This is a genomic window from Alkalibacterium subtropicum (assembly GCF_900112455.1).
Classification (GTDB): domain Bacteria; phylum Bacillota; class Bacilli; order Lactobacillales; family Carnobacteriaceae_A; genus Alkalibacterium; species Alkalibacterium subtropicum.
The window spans coordinates 1-17,101 of the sequence record NZ_FOLT01000015.1 but is presented as its reverse complement, the minus strand read 5'-3'; the positions used below and the strand labels follow the sequence as shown (position 1 = coordinate 17,101).

Genomic DNA, 17,101 nt, shown 5'->3' with positions numbered 1-17,101 from the left:
TGAGTGATATAATAGTAGAGAGTGAAAAAGGAAACTGGAGGACGGTTATGTATAAAGTGGGTTTTGATACGGAGAAGTATCTGAAAGAACAGTCTGCATATATTTTAGAACGCGTAGAAAATAGTGAGAAATTGTATCTGGAATTTGGCGGCAAACTGATCGGTGATAAACATGCCAAACGTGTCCTGCCGGGTTTTGATGAGGATGCGAAAATGAAACTGCTGGCTACGCTGAAAGATAAAGCGGAGATCATTATCTGCGTCTATGCCGGCGATATCGAAAGAAACAAAGTTCGCGGAGACTATGGGATCACTTACGACCGGGATGTTTTACGCTTGATCGACGAATATAGAGCTTATGGTATTCCGGTAAACAGCGTACTCATTACACGCTATCAGGAACAGCCAAACGTGAAGATATTCATGTCCAAACTCGAACGCAGCGGAATCACTGTACATACGCATCGTGCTATTGACGGCTATCCTACCAATGTAGAAGCCATTTTCAGTGAAGAAGGCTTTGCCAAAAACACCTATATCGAAACGACAAAACCTTTAGTGGTCGTGACGGCGCCAGGAGCTGGCAGCGGGAAACTGGCGACTTGTCTGAATCAGCTTTACCATGAGTACGCTCACGGACACAAAGCCAGTTACGCAAAATTTGAGACATTCCCTGTCTGGAACATGCCGATCAGACACCCTGTCAATATTGCCTATGAAGCAGCGACAGTGGACCTGAAGGATGTCAACATGATGGACAACTACCACTTTGAAGCATATGGTGAAGTGGCCGTGAATTACAACCGGGATATTGAAATGTTCCCCGTTATCAAGCGTATCATTGAAAAAATCACCGGCAGACCATCTGTCTACAAATCACCGACAGACATGGGGGTCAACCGGATCAGATCCGGTATCATAGATGAAGCGGTGGTCGTTAAAGCAGCAAACGAAGAAATCATCAGACGGGCCTTTTCTGTTGAAAACGATTATAAAAAGGGACTGGCAGATGAGGATACGCTGCGTCGCATGCAGCTGATCCTGGAAGAATCGGATCTGAAAAAAGAACAGCGGGGTCCTGTAAAAGTCGCCAGGGATTATGCCCAAGAAATCCAGGGAAGAACTGAAGGCTCCAATCTTCAGGCTGTTATCGCGATAGAGCTGAATAGTGGTGAAATCATTACAGGCCGGACCACCACGCTGATGGATGCTTCCGCGGCAGCAGTTGTCAACGGCCTGAAAGTGCTGGCCAATATTTCAGATGAAATCGATCTGCTGGCTCCGATGATATTAGAAACGATCCAGCGACTGAAGACGGATGAACTGAACAGTAAAGTCCCCACGTTATCTGCGAACGAACTGCTTATCGCCTTGGCGATCAGTGCGGTAACGAATCCGACGGCTCAGCTCGCCTACAATCAGCTCGCTGAATTAAAAGATGCCCAGGCGCATTCGACCGTTATTATGAACCATGAAAATGAACAGACACTGAAAATGCTGGGAATCGATATTACGAATGATCCCATTTATCCAACTGAAAATCTGTATTACAATTAATAATGAATGAATAGAAGCGATCGCCCACGCCCGGGCAGCTGAATGACTGGTAAAAGCCAGGCAGTATAGGGCTAAGCCGACGTTAATATCGCTTCTTTCTGTCAATCATCTAAATGTGCTGAGATCTAAGGAAAGAATGACTGTAAAAAGAAAAAAAACAGAAAGTGAGACTGAACTCCTCACTTTCTGTTTTTTCTTTGTTTAGCTAAGGCTTGTTTGGCCAGGTTATCTGCTCCTTTATTCTCTTTTTCAGGGATCCACTTCACTTCATAAAAGGCCAGCTTTTCCAGAGAAAGGACGATCGATTGAAATGCATCAGTATATTTGTTGTTTTTTATGTGGTTTTTTCTGATTGCGTTCGCGACAAGCTGGCTGTCGGTATGAAAAATCGTCCATTCTTCTAAACGGCCATTTTCGTTCGGCCAGCTCACTGCCTTATAGAAGGCTTCCAGTTCTGCCAAGTGATTATCATCCGTGGAGGAGAGAGGCAGAGAAAGCTGTTCGTGAAGATTCTCGCCTACCACGACAAGCCCCGCACCAGCCAGCTGGTCTTTGGGTGACACAGCTGCGTCACTGTAAATTCTTAACATAATACACACTCCAGCATTGAAATAGAAAAAAGCCAGTCTCGAATGAGAACTGACTTTAACTGTTCTTAATTATTATCATTCACTGCTTCGACGACATTCACGTTCGTAGCTTGAGGACCACGAGACCCGTCTACAATATCAAATTCTACTGTCTGGCCTTCGTTCAATGCTTTATAGCCTTCCATATTGATACCGGTAAAATGAACGAAAACATCATCTTCTTCGTTGTATTCGATGAAACCATAGCCTTTTTGATTATTAAACCATTTCACAGTCCCTTTAGTCATCGTCTTCCCCCTAATGCTTTCTTAAGTATAGTCGCCTACAGTCTTCAGTATAAAGGATAACGTTTTCAGAGTCAACGCTTGACCACGGCCAAAGTTTAAGTGAAAAAAGCTCCGCTTGTATGCTAAAATAAGATGGACTCTAACTTAAGGAGAATGTGATGATGAAAGAATGGAAAATTGAACACCTGACACATTCATATGGAATAAAAACATTATTTGACGATGTATCCTTCTCGATTCAGGAAAATCAGAGAATCGGGCTGATCGGCGTGAATGGTACCGGGAAAACCACTTTTTTACGTATCGTTGCCGGCGTTCTAAAACCGGATAAAGGAGAAAAGACCCATCCGGGAGATTACGACATCAGCTACTTGAGTCAGAAAAACGAACTGGATAATGCCAAGAGCATTTTTGATGTGGTTTTTGATGGGGATTCACCTATGATCAGAGCGGCCAGAAACTATGAAGAAGTACTGAAAAAATTCAGTGAGGATCCGACCAATCCCAAATTACAGCAGATGTTCACCGAGGCAGAGAAGAGAATGAATCAGAAAGATGCCTGGAACGTCAATGCACGGGCAAAAGCCATATTAAACAAACTGGGACTGGAAGACAGTGATAAACGCGTAGGGGATCTATCTGGTGGACAGCAGAAACGGGCAGCTCTGGCTCAAGTCCTTGTGCAGGAACCCGACCTTCTGATCCTCGATGAACCGACCAACCACCTTGATTTTCAGATGATCGAATGGCTGGAAGGGTATCTCTCAGGCTACCGCGGATCCCTGTTGATGGTCACTCATGACCGGTATTTCCTTGACAGGGTATCTAATGAAATCGTAGAACTCGATAACGGAAAACTGGAACAGTATCCTGGTAATTACCAGCAGTACATTCAATTGAAAGCAGAAAAAGAGGCAACTGAACAGCGTATCGCCCATAAGCAGAAACAGCTCTATAAGCAGGAGCTTGCCTGGATGCGTGAAGGCGTAAGGGCACGAGGCACGAAACAGGAGGCACGCAAACAGCGCTTCTCTGAGCTTGAAGGACAGGTGAAAGGGCATGAAGAAAAGTCTGAACTTGAGCTGCAGCTTTCTGGCACACGTTTAGGCAAGAAAGTTCTGGAACTGGAAAACGCATCTAAACAGCTTGACGATACAGTCATATTGAAAAACTTCGATTTGCTGATCCAGCAGACAGACCGGATCGGTATCACCGGCACAAACGGGTCTGGAAAGACCACCTTTTTAAATATCCTTGCGGGAGAAGAAGAACTGGACAATGGCCTGCTCATCATAGGGGAAACGGTCAAGATCGGTTACTACAAGCAAATCAATGAAGAGTTTGATGAAGATAAGCGCGTGATCACCTATCTAAGAGAAATCGCCGAAGAAGTCAAGCTGTCAGATGGTTCGTCGATAAGCGTGTCGCAATTACTTGAACGGTTTCTCTTTAAACGCTCGATGCATGGGTCACCGATCAATAAACTGTCTGGCGGCGAGAAACGCCGTCTGTATCTCCTGAAGATCCTCATGCAGCAGCCGAATGTTCTGCTCCTGGATGAGCCGACGAATGATCTGGATGTCCAGACCCTGACGATCCTGGAAGAATTTATCGATCAGTTCAGCGGGGCTGTGATCGCCGTTTCCCATGACCGATATTTCTTAGATAAAATCGCCAGTAAACTGCTGATTTTTAAAGGGAAGGGAGATATTGAAGAATCCTACGCTTCGTTGACCGAGTATTTGGAACAGAATGATCTGACAAAAAAAGAAAAACAGGCCAGACCTCAAACGAATACAGCCAAATCCGAGGATGACCGAAGAGGAAAGAAAGAAAAAACAGCACTGACTTATATGGAAAAGAAAGAATGGGGAACGATCGAATCAGAAATCGAAGCGCTGGAAGCAGCGCTTGAAGAGGTTCAATCTGAGATGGAGAAGGTCATCACGGATCATGTGAAGTTGAATGAACTGACGGAAAAACAAACAGAGCTCAGTCATCAACTGGAAGAGAAATACAGCCGCTGGGAGTATCTGGCACAGTATGTATAAGGAGTGAAAAAAATGGAAAAAGAATATCTGGATTTAGCGAGACGTATTTTAGAAGAAGGAACAGAACGAGAGGACCGAACGGGGACAGGAACGAAATCGGTTTTCGGCCATCAGATGCGTTTTGATCTACAGCAGGGTTTCCCTCTGTTAACGACTAAACGGGTGTATTTCAAACTTATCAAAAGTGAACTTTTATGGTTTTTAAAAGGGGATACCAATATCCGTTTTCTGCTGGAAAACAATAATCATATCTGGGACGAGTGGGCCTTTGAGAAATATGTAAAGAGTGAAGACTATAAAGGACCTGACATGACTGACTTTGGTCTGCGTTCTCAGGAAGATCCTGAGTTTAAACAAGAATACCAGACGCAGATGGCACTATTCAGAGAGAACGTGCTGAACGATGATGCCTTTGCTGAACAGTATGGTTCTTTGGGCAATGTTTATGGAGCCCAGTGGCGCGCGTGGCAGAAAAAAGATGGCGGCATCATCGACCAGATCAAGAATGTCATCGAATCGATAAAAACCAATCCGATGTCCAGGCGCCATATCGTGTCCGCCTGGAATCCTGAAGAAGTACCGACCATGGCTCTGCCCCCGTGTCATACTTTATTTCAGTTCTACGTTGACGGAAACAAGCTGAGCTGTCAGCTCTATCAGCGAAGCGGGGATGTCTTCTTAGGCGTACCATTCAATATAGCAAGCTATGCACTTCTGACACACCTTGTTGCTCAAGAGACAGGACTTGAAGTCGGGGATTTCGTTCATACTCTAGGAGATGCGCATCTTTACATGAATCACATGGAACAGATCCATGAACAGCTTTCAAGGGAACCCAGACCCTTCCCAACGATCAAATTGAATAAAGAGAAAAGTATTTTCGATTTTGAGATGGATGACATCGAAGTTTTAGATTACCATCCGCATAAAGCGATCAAAGCACCTATCGCTGTTTAAGGTGACTGCATTTGCTTTGTGCAACTATATAGTTTCGTAGTGCAAATATTAAGTGAGGTGCTGATATGATAACGTTTGTGTGGGCAGAAGATGAAAATGGACTGATTGGGAAAAACGGAGAACTTCCCTGGCATCTTCCAGCTGATATGCAGTTTTTTAAAGAGGTGACTCTAACGGGAGATGTGGTAATGGGGAGGAAAACATTGGACAGCATACCGAATCCTCCCCTGAAAAAGAGAGAAAACTTCGTTCTGACGTCGAACCCTTCCTTCGACTTGGAAGGCATTCATGTCTGTCATTCTAAAAAAGAGATATTGGACAAAACAGAAGATTCAAAAAAGCCACTTCATGTGATCGGCGGTGTTTCGCTGTTCGAGCTTTTTATAGATGATGTGGACATGCTTTACCGGACGGTAATCCATGACTCTTTTGAAGGGGACACGTATATGCCTGCAATCGACTATTCGCAGTTTGAGTTGATAGAAGAGAAAAAAGGGGCTGTTGATGCAAAAAATAAACATCCCCATACATTTCAAATTTTTAAACGCAAATAAACAGACAGAGAAGACCCTGACAATCAGGGTCTTCTCTGTCTGTTAGTGCATCTACGTGTAGAGATAGATGGAAAAGAACATACAAATGGTTCCAGACATCACAAACAGATGCCAGACGACATGCATGAATTTAATGTGTTTCAACCGGTAAAAGAGAGCCCCGACCGTGAAGGAAAGTCCGCCGGCCACAAGCCAGAGGAACCCGTTCGTACCAAGTCCCTGATACAGATAATGCATGAAGAACAGCGATATCCAGCCCATTGCTATATAGAGCCAGAGCGACAAGCCCTGAAATTTTTTGAACCAGATCGTTTTATACAACACACCTAGAAAAGCGATCGTCCAGATGACTGTAGTCAGGAAAGTCCCCAATTTACCGCCTATGGTGATCAGAGTATAAGGGGTGTAGGTACCGGCTATAAGCAGGAAAATACTGCTGTGATCGATGATACGGAAAACGTATCGTGCCCGGGTAAAAGTGAAACTGTGATAAAGTGTGCTGGACAAGTAAAGAAGGATGAGCGAAACGCCATAAACCGTATAAGAGGTTACTTCTAAGGTGCCACCCGCCTCGATTCCTTTCTGAACAAGAAAAACTAAGGCGATGATGCTTAAAATCACTCCGATCCCATGCGTCACGGCGTTTAAGATTTCATTTATGATCAGGTATTTTCTGGAAAATGCAGATGATTCTGTTTGGTTTGACATGGCGACCTCCTTAAAACGGTTACTTTCTGTACGAATAGTTGAAAGTTTGGTATACTACTATAGAAAGATTTGCGTTTTTTACTTATTTTAATTTATTATAACACAGAAATATATCTCACACATGAGATATCGTTGAGTCATTTGATATACTCAAAAAGGAGGAAATGCAAGTTGACCGATACACGAGGAAAGCGAACAGCAGGACAAAAAGGTTCCGGATGGAAATGGGCATTTATTATCCTGCTGCTGATAAATATAGGTGTCATGATCTGGCTTGCAGTTCAACTAGACATCTTTACAGACAATGAGCCAGTTCAGATGGACACAGAAGAATTTGTGGTATCCGATGAAGCCATTCCCTTCGAAGTGGTTTCAGATAAAGCACAGGTCGAACGCGTCATCAATTTGTACCTGCAGGAAGAGTTAGGTGAACGTTATTCCGGTTTCACTGTTACTGTCGATGAGCTGGTGGAAATGGAAGGGCCATTGAATCTATTCGGTTTTGATGTCGATTTTGGTCTATATATGGAGCCGTTTGTCATGGATAACGGCAATCTTCAGTTGCGCGCACAACGCATTCAACTAGGGGCGCTCGACTTGCCGATCGACATCGCGCTCAATATTCTGGATCAGCAGCTGGATCTGCCTGAATGGATTCAGATCGATAGTGAGGAGGCCTTTGTGCTCGTCGCATTCGATGCGTTTTCACTGGAAAATGATACGCAGCTGCGGCTCAAAAGAATCGATCTTGAGGCAGATGACATAAGACTGGATATTATTTTGCCTGAACAAGCTATAAAGTGATATAATATCTGTGTTTCGTATCTTTATACTAGAAAGGATTTTATGATTGGAAAAGGCATTATTTGCAGGCGGATGTTTCTGGTGTATGGTCCAGCCTTTTGAAACAATGACAGGAATAAACAAAGTTGTTTCAGGTTATACTGGCGGGCACGTGCCGAATCCGACCTATGAACAAGTCAAGGCACAGGATACCGGTCATACCGAAGCCGTACTGGTCCATTACGATGAAAAGGTGCTCTCTTATGATGAGCTCCTGACGATCTACTGGCAGCAGACGGATCCGACAGACGCCATGGGCCAGTTCATGGATCGCGGTGAGAGTTATCGTCCGGTGATCTTCTACTATAATGAAGATCAGAGAGTCAAGGCCGTAGCTTCTAAAAAACAGCTTCAGGCATCGAATTATTATGATAAACCTATTGTGACCACAATAGAAAAAGCAGGGGCCTTTTATCCGGCTGAAGAAGAACACCAGCAGTTCTATAAAAAAAATCCGGCTGCTTACGCACGAGAAAAAGAACAGCGAAGACAATGGGCAGACTCCCATTCACAGGAGGTCTGTGAATGAGACGCTCGTTTTATCATTATGTCAAAACCTTAAGAGACCCGTATAAAAAAGACGACATCACGCTCTTCGCGAATGCAGTCGATCATGACGGAACATTTCCCAAGCATTCAACTGATTATAGCGAACTTTCCGATTATCTGGAAATCAACGGGGATTACGTCGTCTCGATGGAAGTCTTTGACAAAGTTTATCAAATGTATAAAGATAATAATAAATAGTAAATAAATTTTAAAGGAGAATGTCAAATGAGTGTACACATAGAAGCAAAAAAAGGTGAAATCGCAAAAACAGTTCTGATGCCTGGGGATCCTTTGCGTGCAAAATATATCGCTGAGACCTTTTTAGAGGATGTCAAGCAGTACAACACTGTCAGAAATGCCTTCGGTTATACTGGGACTTACAAAGGTAAAGAAATCTCAGTTCAAGGTACGGGTATGGGGATTCCATCACTTATGATCTATGGTGAAGAACTTATCCAGGAATACGGCGTTGAAAACCTTATTCGTGTCGGTTCTGCCGGTGCATTGAAAAAAGAAGTGAAGATCCGTGACGTCGTGCTCGCTCAAGCAGCCACGACCGATTCAAGTATCCACCGTCACATTTTCAATAATCAGGTGGATTTTGCACCGATCGCTGACTTTGATCTGCTGAGACATTCCTATGATATCGGTATGGAAAAAGAAATGAACATTCGTGTCGGTAATATCCTCAGTGCGGACCGTTTTTACAATGAAGAACTGGACAAGCAGAAACTGGCTGATTACGGCATCATGGCAGTGGAAATGGAAGCTGCCGGTCTGTATTCTCTCGCTGCCAAACACAATAAGAGAGCACTGGCCCTCTTGACGATCAGTGACCATATCCTGACGGGAGAAGAAACGACGTCAGAAGAAAGACAGACAACATTTAACGATATGATGATCATCGCACTCGAAGCAGCACTTAGAATGGACGAAAACAAGTAAAACAAGAGAAGAGGTCTTTCATGGAGCACGAATCAGAGAATAAAGAGACGAAAAAAGTCAGCTTGACCCTGTATGTCGTATCGTTAGTGATCGTTCTTTTCGTTGCCATAGCTGGGACTGTTCTGGCTTTGAATGTTACTGGAGATACAGATGACGTTACTGATCCTCAAACGGAAACAGAAGAAACGGAGACTGTCCTGGAATCCGATCCAGAGGATGTGGACTTTGAGCCTTTGAGAGAAGTCTACTCGATTTTGATGACACAGTATCTGGAAGAAGTCGATTCGGACACGTTGATCGAAGGGGCACTTCAGGGGATGGCCGAAGCCGTGGAAGATCCTTATACGACGTATCTTGATGAAGTGGAAGCCACGTCAATGAACGAAGATATCGAAGGGTCTTTTGAAGGTATCGGTGCTGAAGTGATGAAAGAAGGCGAGTACGTTCGTATCATTTCGCCCATATCAGGATCGCCTGCTGAAGAAGCCGGGTTACTGCCGAATGATCTGATCGATGAGGTGAACGGTGAATCTGTAGCTGACCTGTCGATCAATGAAGCGGTCGCTTTGATCCGCGGTCCTCAGGGGACTGAAGTGGAATTGTCTATCATAAGAGGAGACAATGAATTCACTGTAAACATCATAAGAGATTCGATCCCGATCGAGTCCGTGGTATATGAAATAGATGCTGAGAATCCGACGATCGGTTATGTTCACATCACGAATTTCAACCGACCGACCTATGAGGAACTTGTAGACGCCATCGAAGCCCTTCAAGAAGAAGGCGCTGAAGCATTCATTTTTGATGTGAGAGGAAATCCTGGCGGTCTGCTTGATTCTGCTCTTCAGCTTTCCAATATTTTTGTTGAAAACGGCGAACCACTGATGCAGTCTCAAGGCAGAGGTGAAGAACCTTATGTCTATACCGCGTCAGATGAACTTGGTGACTTTAAATTCGATCAGGAAAGCGTCCTGCTCATTAACGGCGGCAGCGCCAGTGCTTCTGAGATCCTTGCTGGAGCAATGAGTCAGTCTGCCGATATCCCGCTTATCGGAACGACCACTTTTGGTAAAGGGACCATTCAGAATGTGTTGGATATTACTGGCGACGGCGAGATAAAATTCACAGCCGGGAAATGGCTGACTGCAGATGGGACATGGATCAATGAAGAAGGTATTGCTCCTGATTTGGAAGTAGAAATGCCTGACTATATCAATCTTATGCTCGTGAATTCTGAAGCAACGTATGAAACGGGCGATATATCTGAAGAAGTGTATAATCTGGAACAGGTCCTGGACGTTCTGGATTACGAGGTGGGGTCGGTCGATTTCACTTACGATGAAGAGACAGAAGAAGCTGTGGAATCTTTCCAGGCTGCAAACGATCTGGAACAGGACGGGATCGTTACAGGCGATACAGCACGTACGCTTGTAGAGAGACTCCGCGAACTGATAGAAGCAAATGATACACAGTACGACGCAGCAGTTGATTATTTATTGGAAAATTAAGAAGGAGGAGAAAGGAAATGTGGCATGTCTTCTGACATCCGCTCATTTTCTTTCTCTGTCTTTTTTAAATACGTATGAGAGAAAGTAGGTCATGGCATGGAAGATTCATCTTATACTCCCAAAAGTGATAAACATAATAAGAAACCGCAAAAAGAGAAGACATTACTTCAAGAGATTTTGAGTACCTTTATTTATATTGTCGTCATTACTGGTCTGTTTTTAAGTGTCAGAATTTACCTGCTGGCACCTGTCAGTGTTGAAGGAGCATCCATGGAACCGACCCTGCAGGATGGTGACCGTTTACTTTTGAATAAAGTGGGGGACATCGACCGGTTCGATGTGATCGTCTTTCCTTCACCTGAAGACAATGACAAGCAGTTTATCAAGCGTGTGATCGGTCTGCCTGGTGATGAAATCACCTTCCAGGATCAGACTCTTTATATCAACGGAGATGCCATTGAAGAAGATTACATCGATCTCTCGGGAGTCAGTGAATCTGACCTGCAGTCTTTAAACAGCAACTTCAGCCTGGCTTCCATCGAAGGTGTAGAGGAAGTGCCTGAAGATGCCTATTTTGTCTTGGGCGACAACCGCGTGAATTCAAAGGACAGCCGTTCCTTCGGTTTTATTGATAAAAACCAGGTGACGGGAAAAACACGTTTACGTATATGGCCGCTGGATCGGTTTGGCTTCATCGATGATAGTGACTAGAAAGCCTGAGCTGTTAAAGCCGGCATGAAAGGAGAGGATAGACGCATGATACAATGGTACCCCGGCCACATGGCCAAAGCTAAAAGACAATTTCTGGAAAAACTGAAAATGGTCGATGTCGTATACGAACTGATCGATGCACGGATACCTTATTCAAGTAAAAATCCGGATGTCAAAGAGATGATCGGTGATAAGCCGCACATCGTCGTCTTGATGAAGAGTGATCTGGCTGACCCCAGACAGACGTCTGCCTGGCTTAGAGATTACGAAGACAGAGGCATTCCTGCGATCTCAATCAACGCGAAAGAAGGACAGGGCCTCAAGGAAATTTTGAAACTGACAAAAAAAGTGCTGAAGCCTTTCTTTGAAAAACGCGAGGCGAAAGGCATGAAACCACGTGCGATCAGAGCGGTCTGCGTAGGCATACCGAACGTTGGGAAATCCACCCTGATCAATCGTTTTGCACACAAAAATATTGCCCGGACCGGGAACAAACCCGGTGTCACTAAGGCTCAGCAGTGGATCAAATATGGTAAAGAACTGGAGCTGCTGGATACTCCAGGGATCCTGTGGCCGAAATTTGAAGATCAGGATGTCGGGAAACGACTGGCCGTGACGGGAGCGATCAAAGATACCCTGCTGCATCTGGACGATATCGCTTTGTATGCCATGGGTTATCTGAAAGAACATTACCCAGGGGCGATGACGGAACGCTATAACTTAAAAGAGGGCAGAGAAGAGGAACTCGACCTGCCTGATTTACTTTTAGAAATCACTAAAGTCAGAGGGTTCAGGGATGATTATGACCGAGGAGCAGAGATGTTCATTCATGAACTTAGAAACGGATTGTTAGGAAGGATCACACTTGAGCGACCACAAGATATATATGGAAAAGACACAGACGATTAAAGAAATAAAAGAACGATTAAACAATGGAACAGAGATAACCAGCGACTACCTTGCCTTGTTGAAACAGGACCCGAGAAAAGGCGTTCAAACGGCCTTAAAGCAGTATGAAAACCGGTTAAAAAAACAGGTCCTGATACTGGAGAATTACCATATGATGCAGTCGTATGAGCGGGCGTTCAGAGAACAAGGGAAAGAATATATTGCCGGCATCGATGAAGTGGGACGCGGCCCTCTGGCTGGTCCGGTGGTTTCTGCTGCTGTCATCCTGCCGGAAGAGCCGGATCTTGCGGGTATCAACGATTCCAAACAGCTCAGTGAAGCAGAAAGGGAAAGCTGGGCTGAGAGGATAAAAAAAGTGGCGCTGGCCATCAATTATTCAGTGATCTCTCCGGCACTGATCGACAAGCTGAACATTTATGAAGCGACCCGCGTATCGATGAAAGAATCTGTTGAAGGGCTGGGTATTAAGCCGGACGGTCTGCTGATCGATGCCATGCGTATCGATAGCCGGATCCCTCAGGAGAAAATAATCAAAGGTGATGCTAAAAGCATATCGATCGCCGCTGCTTCGATCATTGCAAAAGTGACACGTGATAATATAATGAAGGAACTTGCGGAAGAATATCCGGGATATGGGTTTGAGAGAAATGCTGGTTACGGCACAAAAGATCACCTTGATGGGCTGAAAAAACATGGGGTGACACCGATCCACAGGAAGACATTCCGGCCGGTCAAAGACCTTCTGTAAAAAAAATCGAATAAAATTCGTGAGTTTTTATTTCTTTTAACAATAAAAGAGATAGGAACTCAATTTTTTTATTTAAGGAGCTAATATTTTGCAGACGATTCAGATAGAAGATTACTTATACGCGTTAGCGTATTGCCCGTTTTTAAGTCATAAGGAAAAATGGAAGATCCTGATCAGTGACCATCCGGAGTTCAGTGACTACACATCCATCTATGACCGTGCACTTGCCATGACTTTTCAGAAGAAAACAGCTTTCCGGCGATATTTGAAGGCATTCGATTATCTTGAAGCCAAGGAAGAAGAGAAAGAGGCAGGTATTCATACCGTTTATCTTGGTCAGGCGGATTATCCGTATGTATTGAAAAAAAGTTATGAGCCCCCGCTGGTCCTCTTTTATAAAGGTGATTTTTCTCTCGTATATAAAGGGAACTTAAGCATCGTCGGTGCAAGGGACTGTACTGAATACGGGCAACGGTTTCTCAAAGAGCTGCTTCCCTCCCTTGTCAGCCATGAGCTGGTAACTGTTAGCGGACTGGCGAGAGGCATTGATACACATGTGCATACCAGGACCATTGAAAATGGAGGGAAAACGATCGCGGTCTTAGGGAATGGGATCGGATATGCTTATCCAGGAGAAAATAAACATCTGCAGGAGGAAATCAGCAGGAACCATCTGCTCCTTTCCGAGTATCCCTTGAACACACCACCTAAGAAACCGCATTTTCCTTTGAGGAATCGGATCATTGCCGGCCTCTCTCGTGGTGTATTAGTCGTTGAGGCCAGAGAACGGAGTGGCAGTCTGATCACGGCAAGGCTGGCTCTGGAAGAAGGCCGCGATGTTTTTGCTGTTCCTGGTTCTGTCTTCAGTGAGCAGTCAAAAGGGTGTCTGGACCTGATCAAAGCAGGGGCGATACTCTGCCAGTCGTGCGACGATATTTTATCTGAATGGCACATGACTGTGTGAAATTTTTAATTAAATATAGTTTTAAAAGTTGACAAAGTGATTTCATATGCCCTATGATAGATTACGATTCTTGTGAAGATCAGGAATATGACGCAAGTATAGAAAATCAGCGTAAAAAAATATGGTATATGAGGAAGGAGCCTGCAATTTGGCTTATAAATATCTAGTCATTGTAGAATCGCCCGCAAAAGCAAAAACGATCGAAAAGTATCTTGGAAGAAATTATAAAGTGGTGGCCAGCTTAGGTCATATCAGAGACTTGCCGAAAAGTCGTATGGGTGTGGATTTTGATAATGATTACCAGCCCGATTACATTACGATCCGCGGCAAAGGCCCGGTCATCAAGGACTTAAAGAAACATGCAAAAAAAGCTGAAAAAGTTTTTCTCGCAGCTGACCCGGATAGAGAAGGGGAAGCGATCGCCTGGCACTTAAGCCATATTCTTAAGTTGGATAATGAAGAAAAAAATCGTGTCGTCTTTAATGAAATCACCAAAGAGGCCGTAAAGAATGCGTTGAAAAATCCGAGAAATCTGAATGAGGATCTTATTGATTCCCAGCAGGCCAGACGGATCCTTGACCGTATCGTGGGGTATCAGATCAGTCCGCTGCTCTGGAAAAAAGTCAAGCGTGGTCTGAGTGCCGGACGGGTACAGTCTGTCGCTTTAAAAATGATCTGCGACCGCGAAGAGGAAATCAAGAACTTCGTGCCTGAAGAATACTGGTCCATCGAAGCCAAGTTCAAAAAAGCCAAAAAAGTGTTTGATGCAAATTTTTACGGCCTGAACAACAAGAAAACCAAACTGCCGGATAATGAAGCCGTACAGAATGTTCTGGAGAAACTGGACCAGAAGGCAGACTTTGATGTCACCAAGGTCGTCAAGAAGGAACGCAAGCGTAACCCGTATGCCCCCTTCACGACCAGCAGTCTGCAGCAGGAAGCCGCCGGCAAGCTGAACTTCCGGACCCGAAAAACTATGATGATCGCCCAGCAGCTTTATGAAGGGATCTCATTGGGTAAAGGCGGGACCACAGGACTGATCACCTACATGCGTACGGACTCCACGCGTCTGTCCGATACGGCGAAGCAGGAAGCGCATCAAGTGATCCTCAGCGAATTCGGTGAAGAATACGCCGCAACGAAGCCTAGAAAGCAGAAAAACGCCCAGTCTGCCCAGGATGCACACGAAGCCATCCGTGCGACGAGCGCCATGCGCAAACCGTCTGACATCAAGCAGTATCTCTCAAAAGACCAGTATAAACTGTATTCGCTGATCTGGTCCCGTTTCATTGCCAGTCAGATGAAGCCGGCTGTCTATGACACCGTACGTGTGGATATCGAGCAGAATGGCGTGAGATTCAGAGCGAACGGTTCGCAGATAAAATTCAAAGGGTACCAGCTGGCTTATGCTGAAAGCAAGAAGGACAAGGACAATATCTTGCCGGATCTTGAAGAAGGCGATAAGATCAAAATGGATGCGATCGAACCGAACCAGCACTTCACACAGCCGCCTGCGCGCTACAGTGAAGCGACGCTGATCAAAACTCTGGAGGAAAACGGTGTGGGTCGTCCGTCGACGTATGCGCCGACACTGGAAACCATCCAGCGCCGTTATTATGTGACACTCGCAAACAAACGTTTTGAGCCGACCGAGCTCGGTACGATCGTCAATACGATCATTGGCGAGTTTTTCCCTAACATCGTGGACGTCAACTTTACAGCGGACATGGAGAAAGACCTGGATGCCGTTGAAGAAGGGACCAAAGAATGGGTCGAAGTCATCGATCAGTTCTATAAACCCTTCAAAGAAGAAGTTACGACGGCAGAGAAAGAACTCGAAGAAGTGGAGATCGAGGATGAGCCAGCAGGCTTTGACTGTGAAAAATGCGGCTCGCCCATGGTCATCAAAATGGGCCGCTACGGTAAGTTTTATGCCTGTTCCAATTTCCCTGACTGCCGAAACACCAAACCGATCGTTAAGAAAATCGGTGTGACGTGTCCGGTCTGTCAAAAAGGGGAAGTGGTGGAACGCAAATCCAAGAAGAAACGTATCTTTTACGGATGTGAGAATTATCCGGAGTGCGAATTCACCTCATGGGACAAACCGATCGGCCGCGACTGTCCAAAATGCGACCATTATCTGGTTGAGCATAAAACGAAAAAGCAGAAACAGGTCATTTGTTCCAATTGTGATTACAAGGAAGAACCGCAGAAATAAATTTATAATCTGAGAAAGGCTGGACAGCTGTCCAGCCTTTTCTTTATGGATCAAAAAAGATTTGACTTGAATTATCTGGGAGTGTCGGGACGTTCCGACACTTTCCTCGTTCTTTCGACTTAATGTCACAGAACTTCGGTCTATTGAAACAAACACAATGTTTGAATAAGCCGAACTTTAAGGTATTCGGCTTATTTCACCTGAGGTAAGTGAGGAATAGACCGAAGTTGATTGGGGTTCGGTTTATTCAAATCCAACTCCCTGCTGGTTACGCCATAGGAAGGGGTGTTCGGTCTATTTGTTAGAAATAAAAATATGAATACACCGAAGGAGAGAGAGTTTCGGCTTGTTCGGTAAATCAGGAGTGGTGAACACGATGAAGTTAAATATATTCGCTGAAGTTAAAGCGTCAGTTTTGCTGAAAAAGCCGAATCAGTCAAATCCTGTTGGGCTGTTGTTCCTGAAAAAGACTTACTAACTCTGTTAACATCTTTTTCAGTAAATCCTATAATTATCAGTGTCAGTGGAATCCATTTATATACGCCCTGCTTGGGTCCCAATGCGGCCTAGTAGTAGAGGAAGATCCGGCCGGAAGTTGTCTTTATCTATAGGATTCTAAAATCTTCACGTATTTATCCCACTTGTTAGTGTAAAATAGTTCTCGGTTAGTGATATCATTTCGTTTTCTAGACAAAAAGAAACGAGACCTTTAATCTAGTAGTTACCACACCAGTAGAAAAGAGGCCTCGTTATGAATCATATAATATCACAAATAGTTGAACTCTGGAAGAACGAAGAATCAGTTATTGATATAGAAAACAATTTAAACCTTTGGTTTCAAGGTTGGAATGAATGGTTAATGCAACATGCCATAGAGAGAATAGATAAAGAACTTTACCAGCAGTATAAACATAAAGGCTGGCATGTAGACAATATTGAACCTCGAACTGTTCAATTTATATTTGGTAAGATCACTTACTATCGGAGACGACTAAAAAAGGAA

General features: G+C 44.4%; 18 protein-coding genes. 15 read left to right on the top strand and 3 right to left on the bottom strand.

The window, feature by feature from the left end:
- The first annotated feature begins 47 nt into the window (after window positions 1–47).
- Entirely contained in the window at window positions 48–1,556 is a 1,509-nt protein-coding gene (locus tag BM049_RS10235) for a DUF1846 domain-containing protein (protein ID WP_091531321.1), read from the top strand.
- 179 nt (window positions 1,557–1,735) lie between these two features.
- On the opposite strand, the gene BM049_RS10230 is transcribed toward BM049_RS10235, so the two are convergent.
- Window positions 1,736–2,146, bottom strand: coding sequence for an RNase H family protein (locus BM049_RS10230; RefSeq protein ID WP_091531317.1), 411 nt, complete (start codon window positions 2,144–2,146; stop codon window positions 1,736–1,738).
- 65 nt (window positions 2,147–2,211) lie between these two features.
- Window positions 2,212–2,433, bottom strand: a complete 222-nt coding sequence (locus BM049_RS10225) for a cold-shock protein (protein ID WP_091531315.1) — start codon at window positions 2,431–2,433, stop codon at window positions 2,212–2,214.
- Window positions 2,434–2,594: 161 nt separating this feature from the next.
- Here BM049_RS10225 and BM049_RS10220 point away from each other — a divergent pair, with 161 nt between their 5' ends.
- From BM049_RS10220 to BM049_RS10215, 3 genes are all read left to right on the top strand, one after another.
- A complete protein-coding gene (locus tag BM049_RS10220; protein WP_177188686.1) occupies window positions 2,595–4,484 on the top strand; it encodes an ABC-F family ATP-binding cassette domain-containing protein in 1,890 nt (629 codons plus the stop codon).
- A 12-nt stretch (window positions 4,485–4,496) separates the two neighbouring features.
- Window positions 4,497–5,441 carry a thymidylate synthase gene (locus BM049_RS11890; protein ID WP_177188685.1) on the top strand — a complete coding sequence of 315 codons (945 nt, stop codon included), beginning with the start codon at window positions 4,497–4,499 and terminating at the stop codon, window positions 5,439–5,441.
- A 65-nt stretch (window positions 5,442–5,506) separates the two neighbouring features.
- On the top strand, window positions 5,507–5,995 hold the full coding sequence (locus tag BM049_RS10215; protein ID WP_091531312.1) for a dihydrofolate reductase: 489 nt from the start codon (window positions 5,507–5,509) through the stop codon (window positions 5,993–5,995).
- 51 nt (window positions 5,996–6,046) lie between these two features.
- Here BM049_RS10215 and trhA read toward each other — a convergent pair whose 3' ends face one another.
- Window positions 6,047–6,703, bottom strand: a complete 657-nt coding sequence (gene trhA, locus BM049_RS10210) for a PAQR family membrane homeostasis protein TrhA (RefSeq protein ID WP_091531310.1) — start codon at window positions 6,701–6,703, stop codon at window positions 6,047–6,049.
- A 171-nt stretch (window positions 6,704–6,874) separates the two neighbouring features.
- Here trhA and BM049_RS10205 point away from each other — a divergent pair, with 171 nt between their 5' ends.
- The 11 genes from BM049_RS10205 to BM049_RS10155 all read left to right on the top strand — a co-directional run.
- Entirely contained in the window at window positions 6,875–7,507 is a 633-nt protein-coding gene (locus BM049_RS10205) for a YpmS family protein (RefSeq protein ID WP_091531307.1), read from the top strand.
- A 46-nt stretch (window positions 7,508–7,553) separates the two neighbouring features.
- On the top strand, window positions 7,554–8,075 hold the full coding sequence (msrA, locus tag BM049_RS10200; protein ID WP_091531305.1) for a peptide-methionine (S)-S-oxide reductase MsrA: 522 nt from the start codon (window positions 7,554–7,556) through the stop codon (window positions 8,073–8,075).
- Window positions 8,072–8,293: a YozE family protein gene (locus tag BM049_RS10195; RefSeq protein WP_091531303.1), complete on the top strand. Its 222-nt coding sequence runs from the start codon at window positions 8,072–8,074 to the stop codon at window positions 8,291–8,293. Before msrA ends, BM049_RS10195 begins: the two co-directional genes overlap by 4 nt.
- A gap of 27 nt (window positions 8,294–8,320) precedes the next feature.
- Window positions 8,321–9,040 carry a purine-nucleoside phosphorylase gene (deoD, locus tag BM049_RS10190; protein ID WP_091531301.1) on the top strand — a complete coding sequence of 240 codons (720 nt, stop codon included), beginning with the start codon at window positions 8,321–8,323 and terminating at the stop codon, window positions 9,038–9,040.
- A gap of 20 nt (window positions 9,041–9,060) precedes the next feature.
- The gene (locus tag BM049_RS10185) at window positions 9,061–10,548 is read left to right on the top strand and encodes a S41 family peptidase (RefSeq protein WP_091531299.1); all 1,488 of its coding nucleotides are present in this window, start codon (window positions 9,061–9,063) and stop codon (window positions 10,546–10,548) included.
- A 96-nt stretch (window positions 10,549–10,644) separates the two neighbouring features.
- Entirely contained in the window at window positions 10,645–11,259 is a 615-nt protein-coding gene (gene lepB, locus BM049_RS10180) for a signal peptidase I (RefSeq protein ID WP_091531296.1), read from the top strand.
- A gap of 45 nt (window positions 11,260–11,304) precedes the next feature.
- The gene (gene ylqF, locus BM049_RS10175) at window positions 11,305–12,168 is read left to right on the top strand and encodes a ribosome biogenesis GTPase YlqF (RefSeq protein ID WP_091531294.1); all 864 of its coding nucleotides are present in this window, start codon (window positions 11,305–11,307) and stop codon (window positions 12,166–12,168) included.
- Window positions 12,146–12,916: a ribonuclease HII gene (locus tag BM049_RS10170; RefSeq protein ID WP_091531292.1), complete on the top strand. Its 771-nt coding sequence runs from the start codon at window positions 12,146–12,148 to the stop codon at window positions 12,914–12,916. The genes ylqF and BM049_RS10170 overlap by 23 nt, the downstream gene beginning before the upstream one ends.
- A gap of 88 nt (window positions 12,917–13,004) precedes the next feature.
- On the top strand, window positions 13,005–13,880 hold the full coding sequence (gene dprA / locus BM049_RS10165; RefSeq protein ID WP_245751925.1) for a DNA-processing protein DprA: 876 nt from the start codon (window positions 13,005–13,007) through the stop codon (window positions 13,878–13,880).
- A 148-nt stretch (window positions 13,881–14,028) separates the two neighbouring features.
- Window positions 14,029–16,098, top strand: a complete 2,070-nt coding sequence (gene topA / locus BM049_RS10160) for a type I DNA topoisomerase (RefSeq protein WP_091531290.1) — start codon at window positions 14,029–14,031, stop codon at window positions 16,096–16,098.
- Window positions 16,099–16,849: 751 nt separating this feature from the next.
- Window positions 16,850–17,101, top strand: a 252-nt coding sequence (locus BM049_RS10155; RefSeq protein WP_177188683.1) for a UPF0236 family transposase-like protein, incomplete at its 3' end; no start/stop codon positions are given.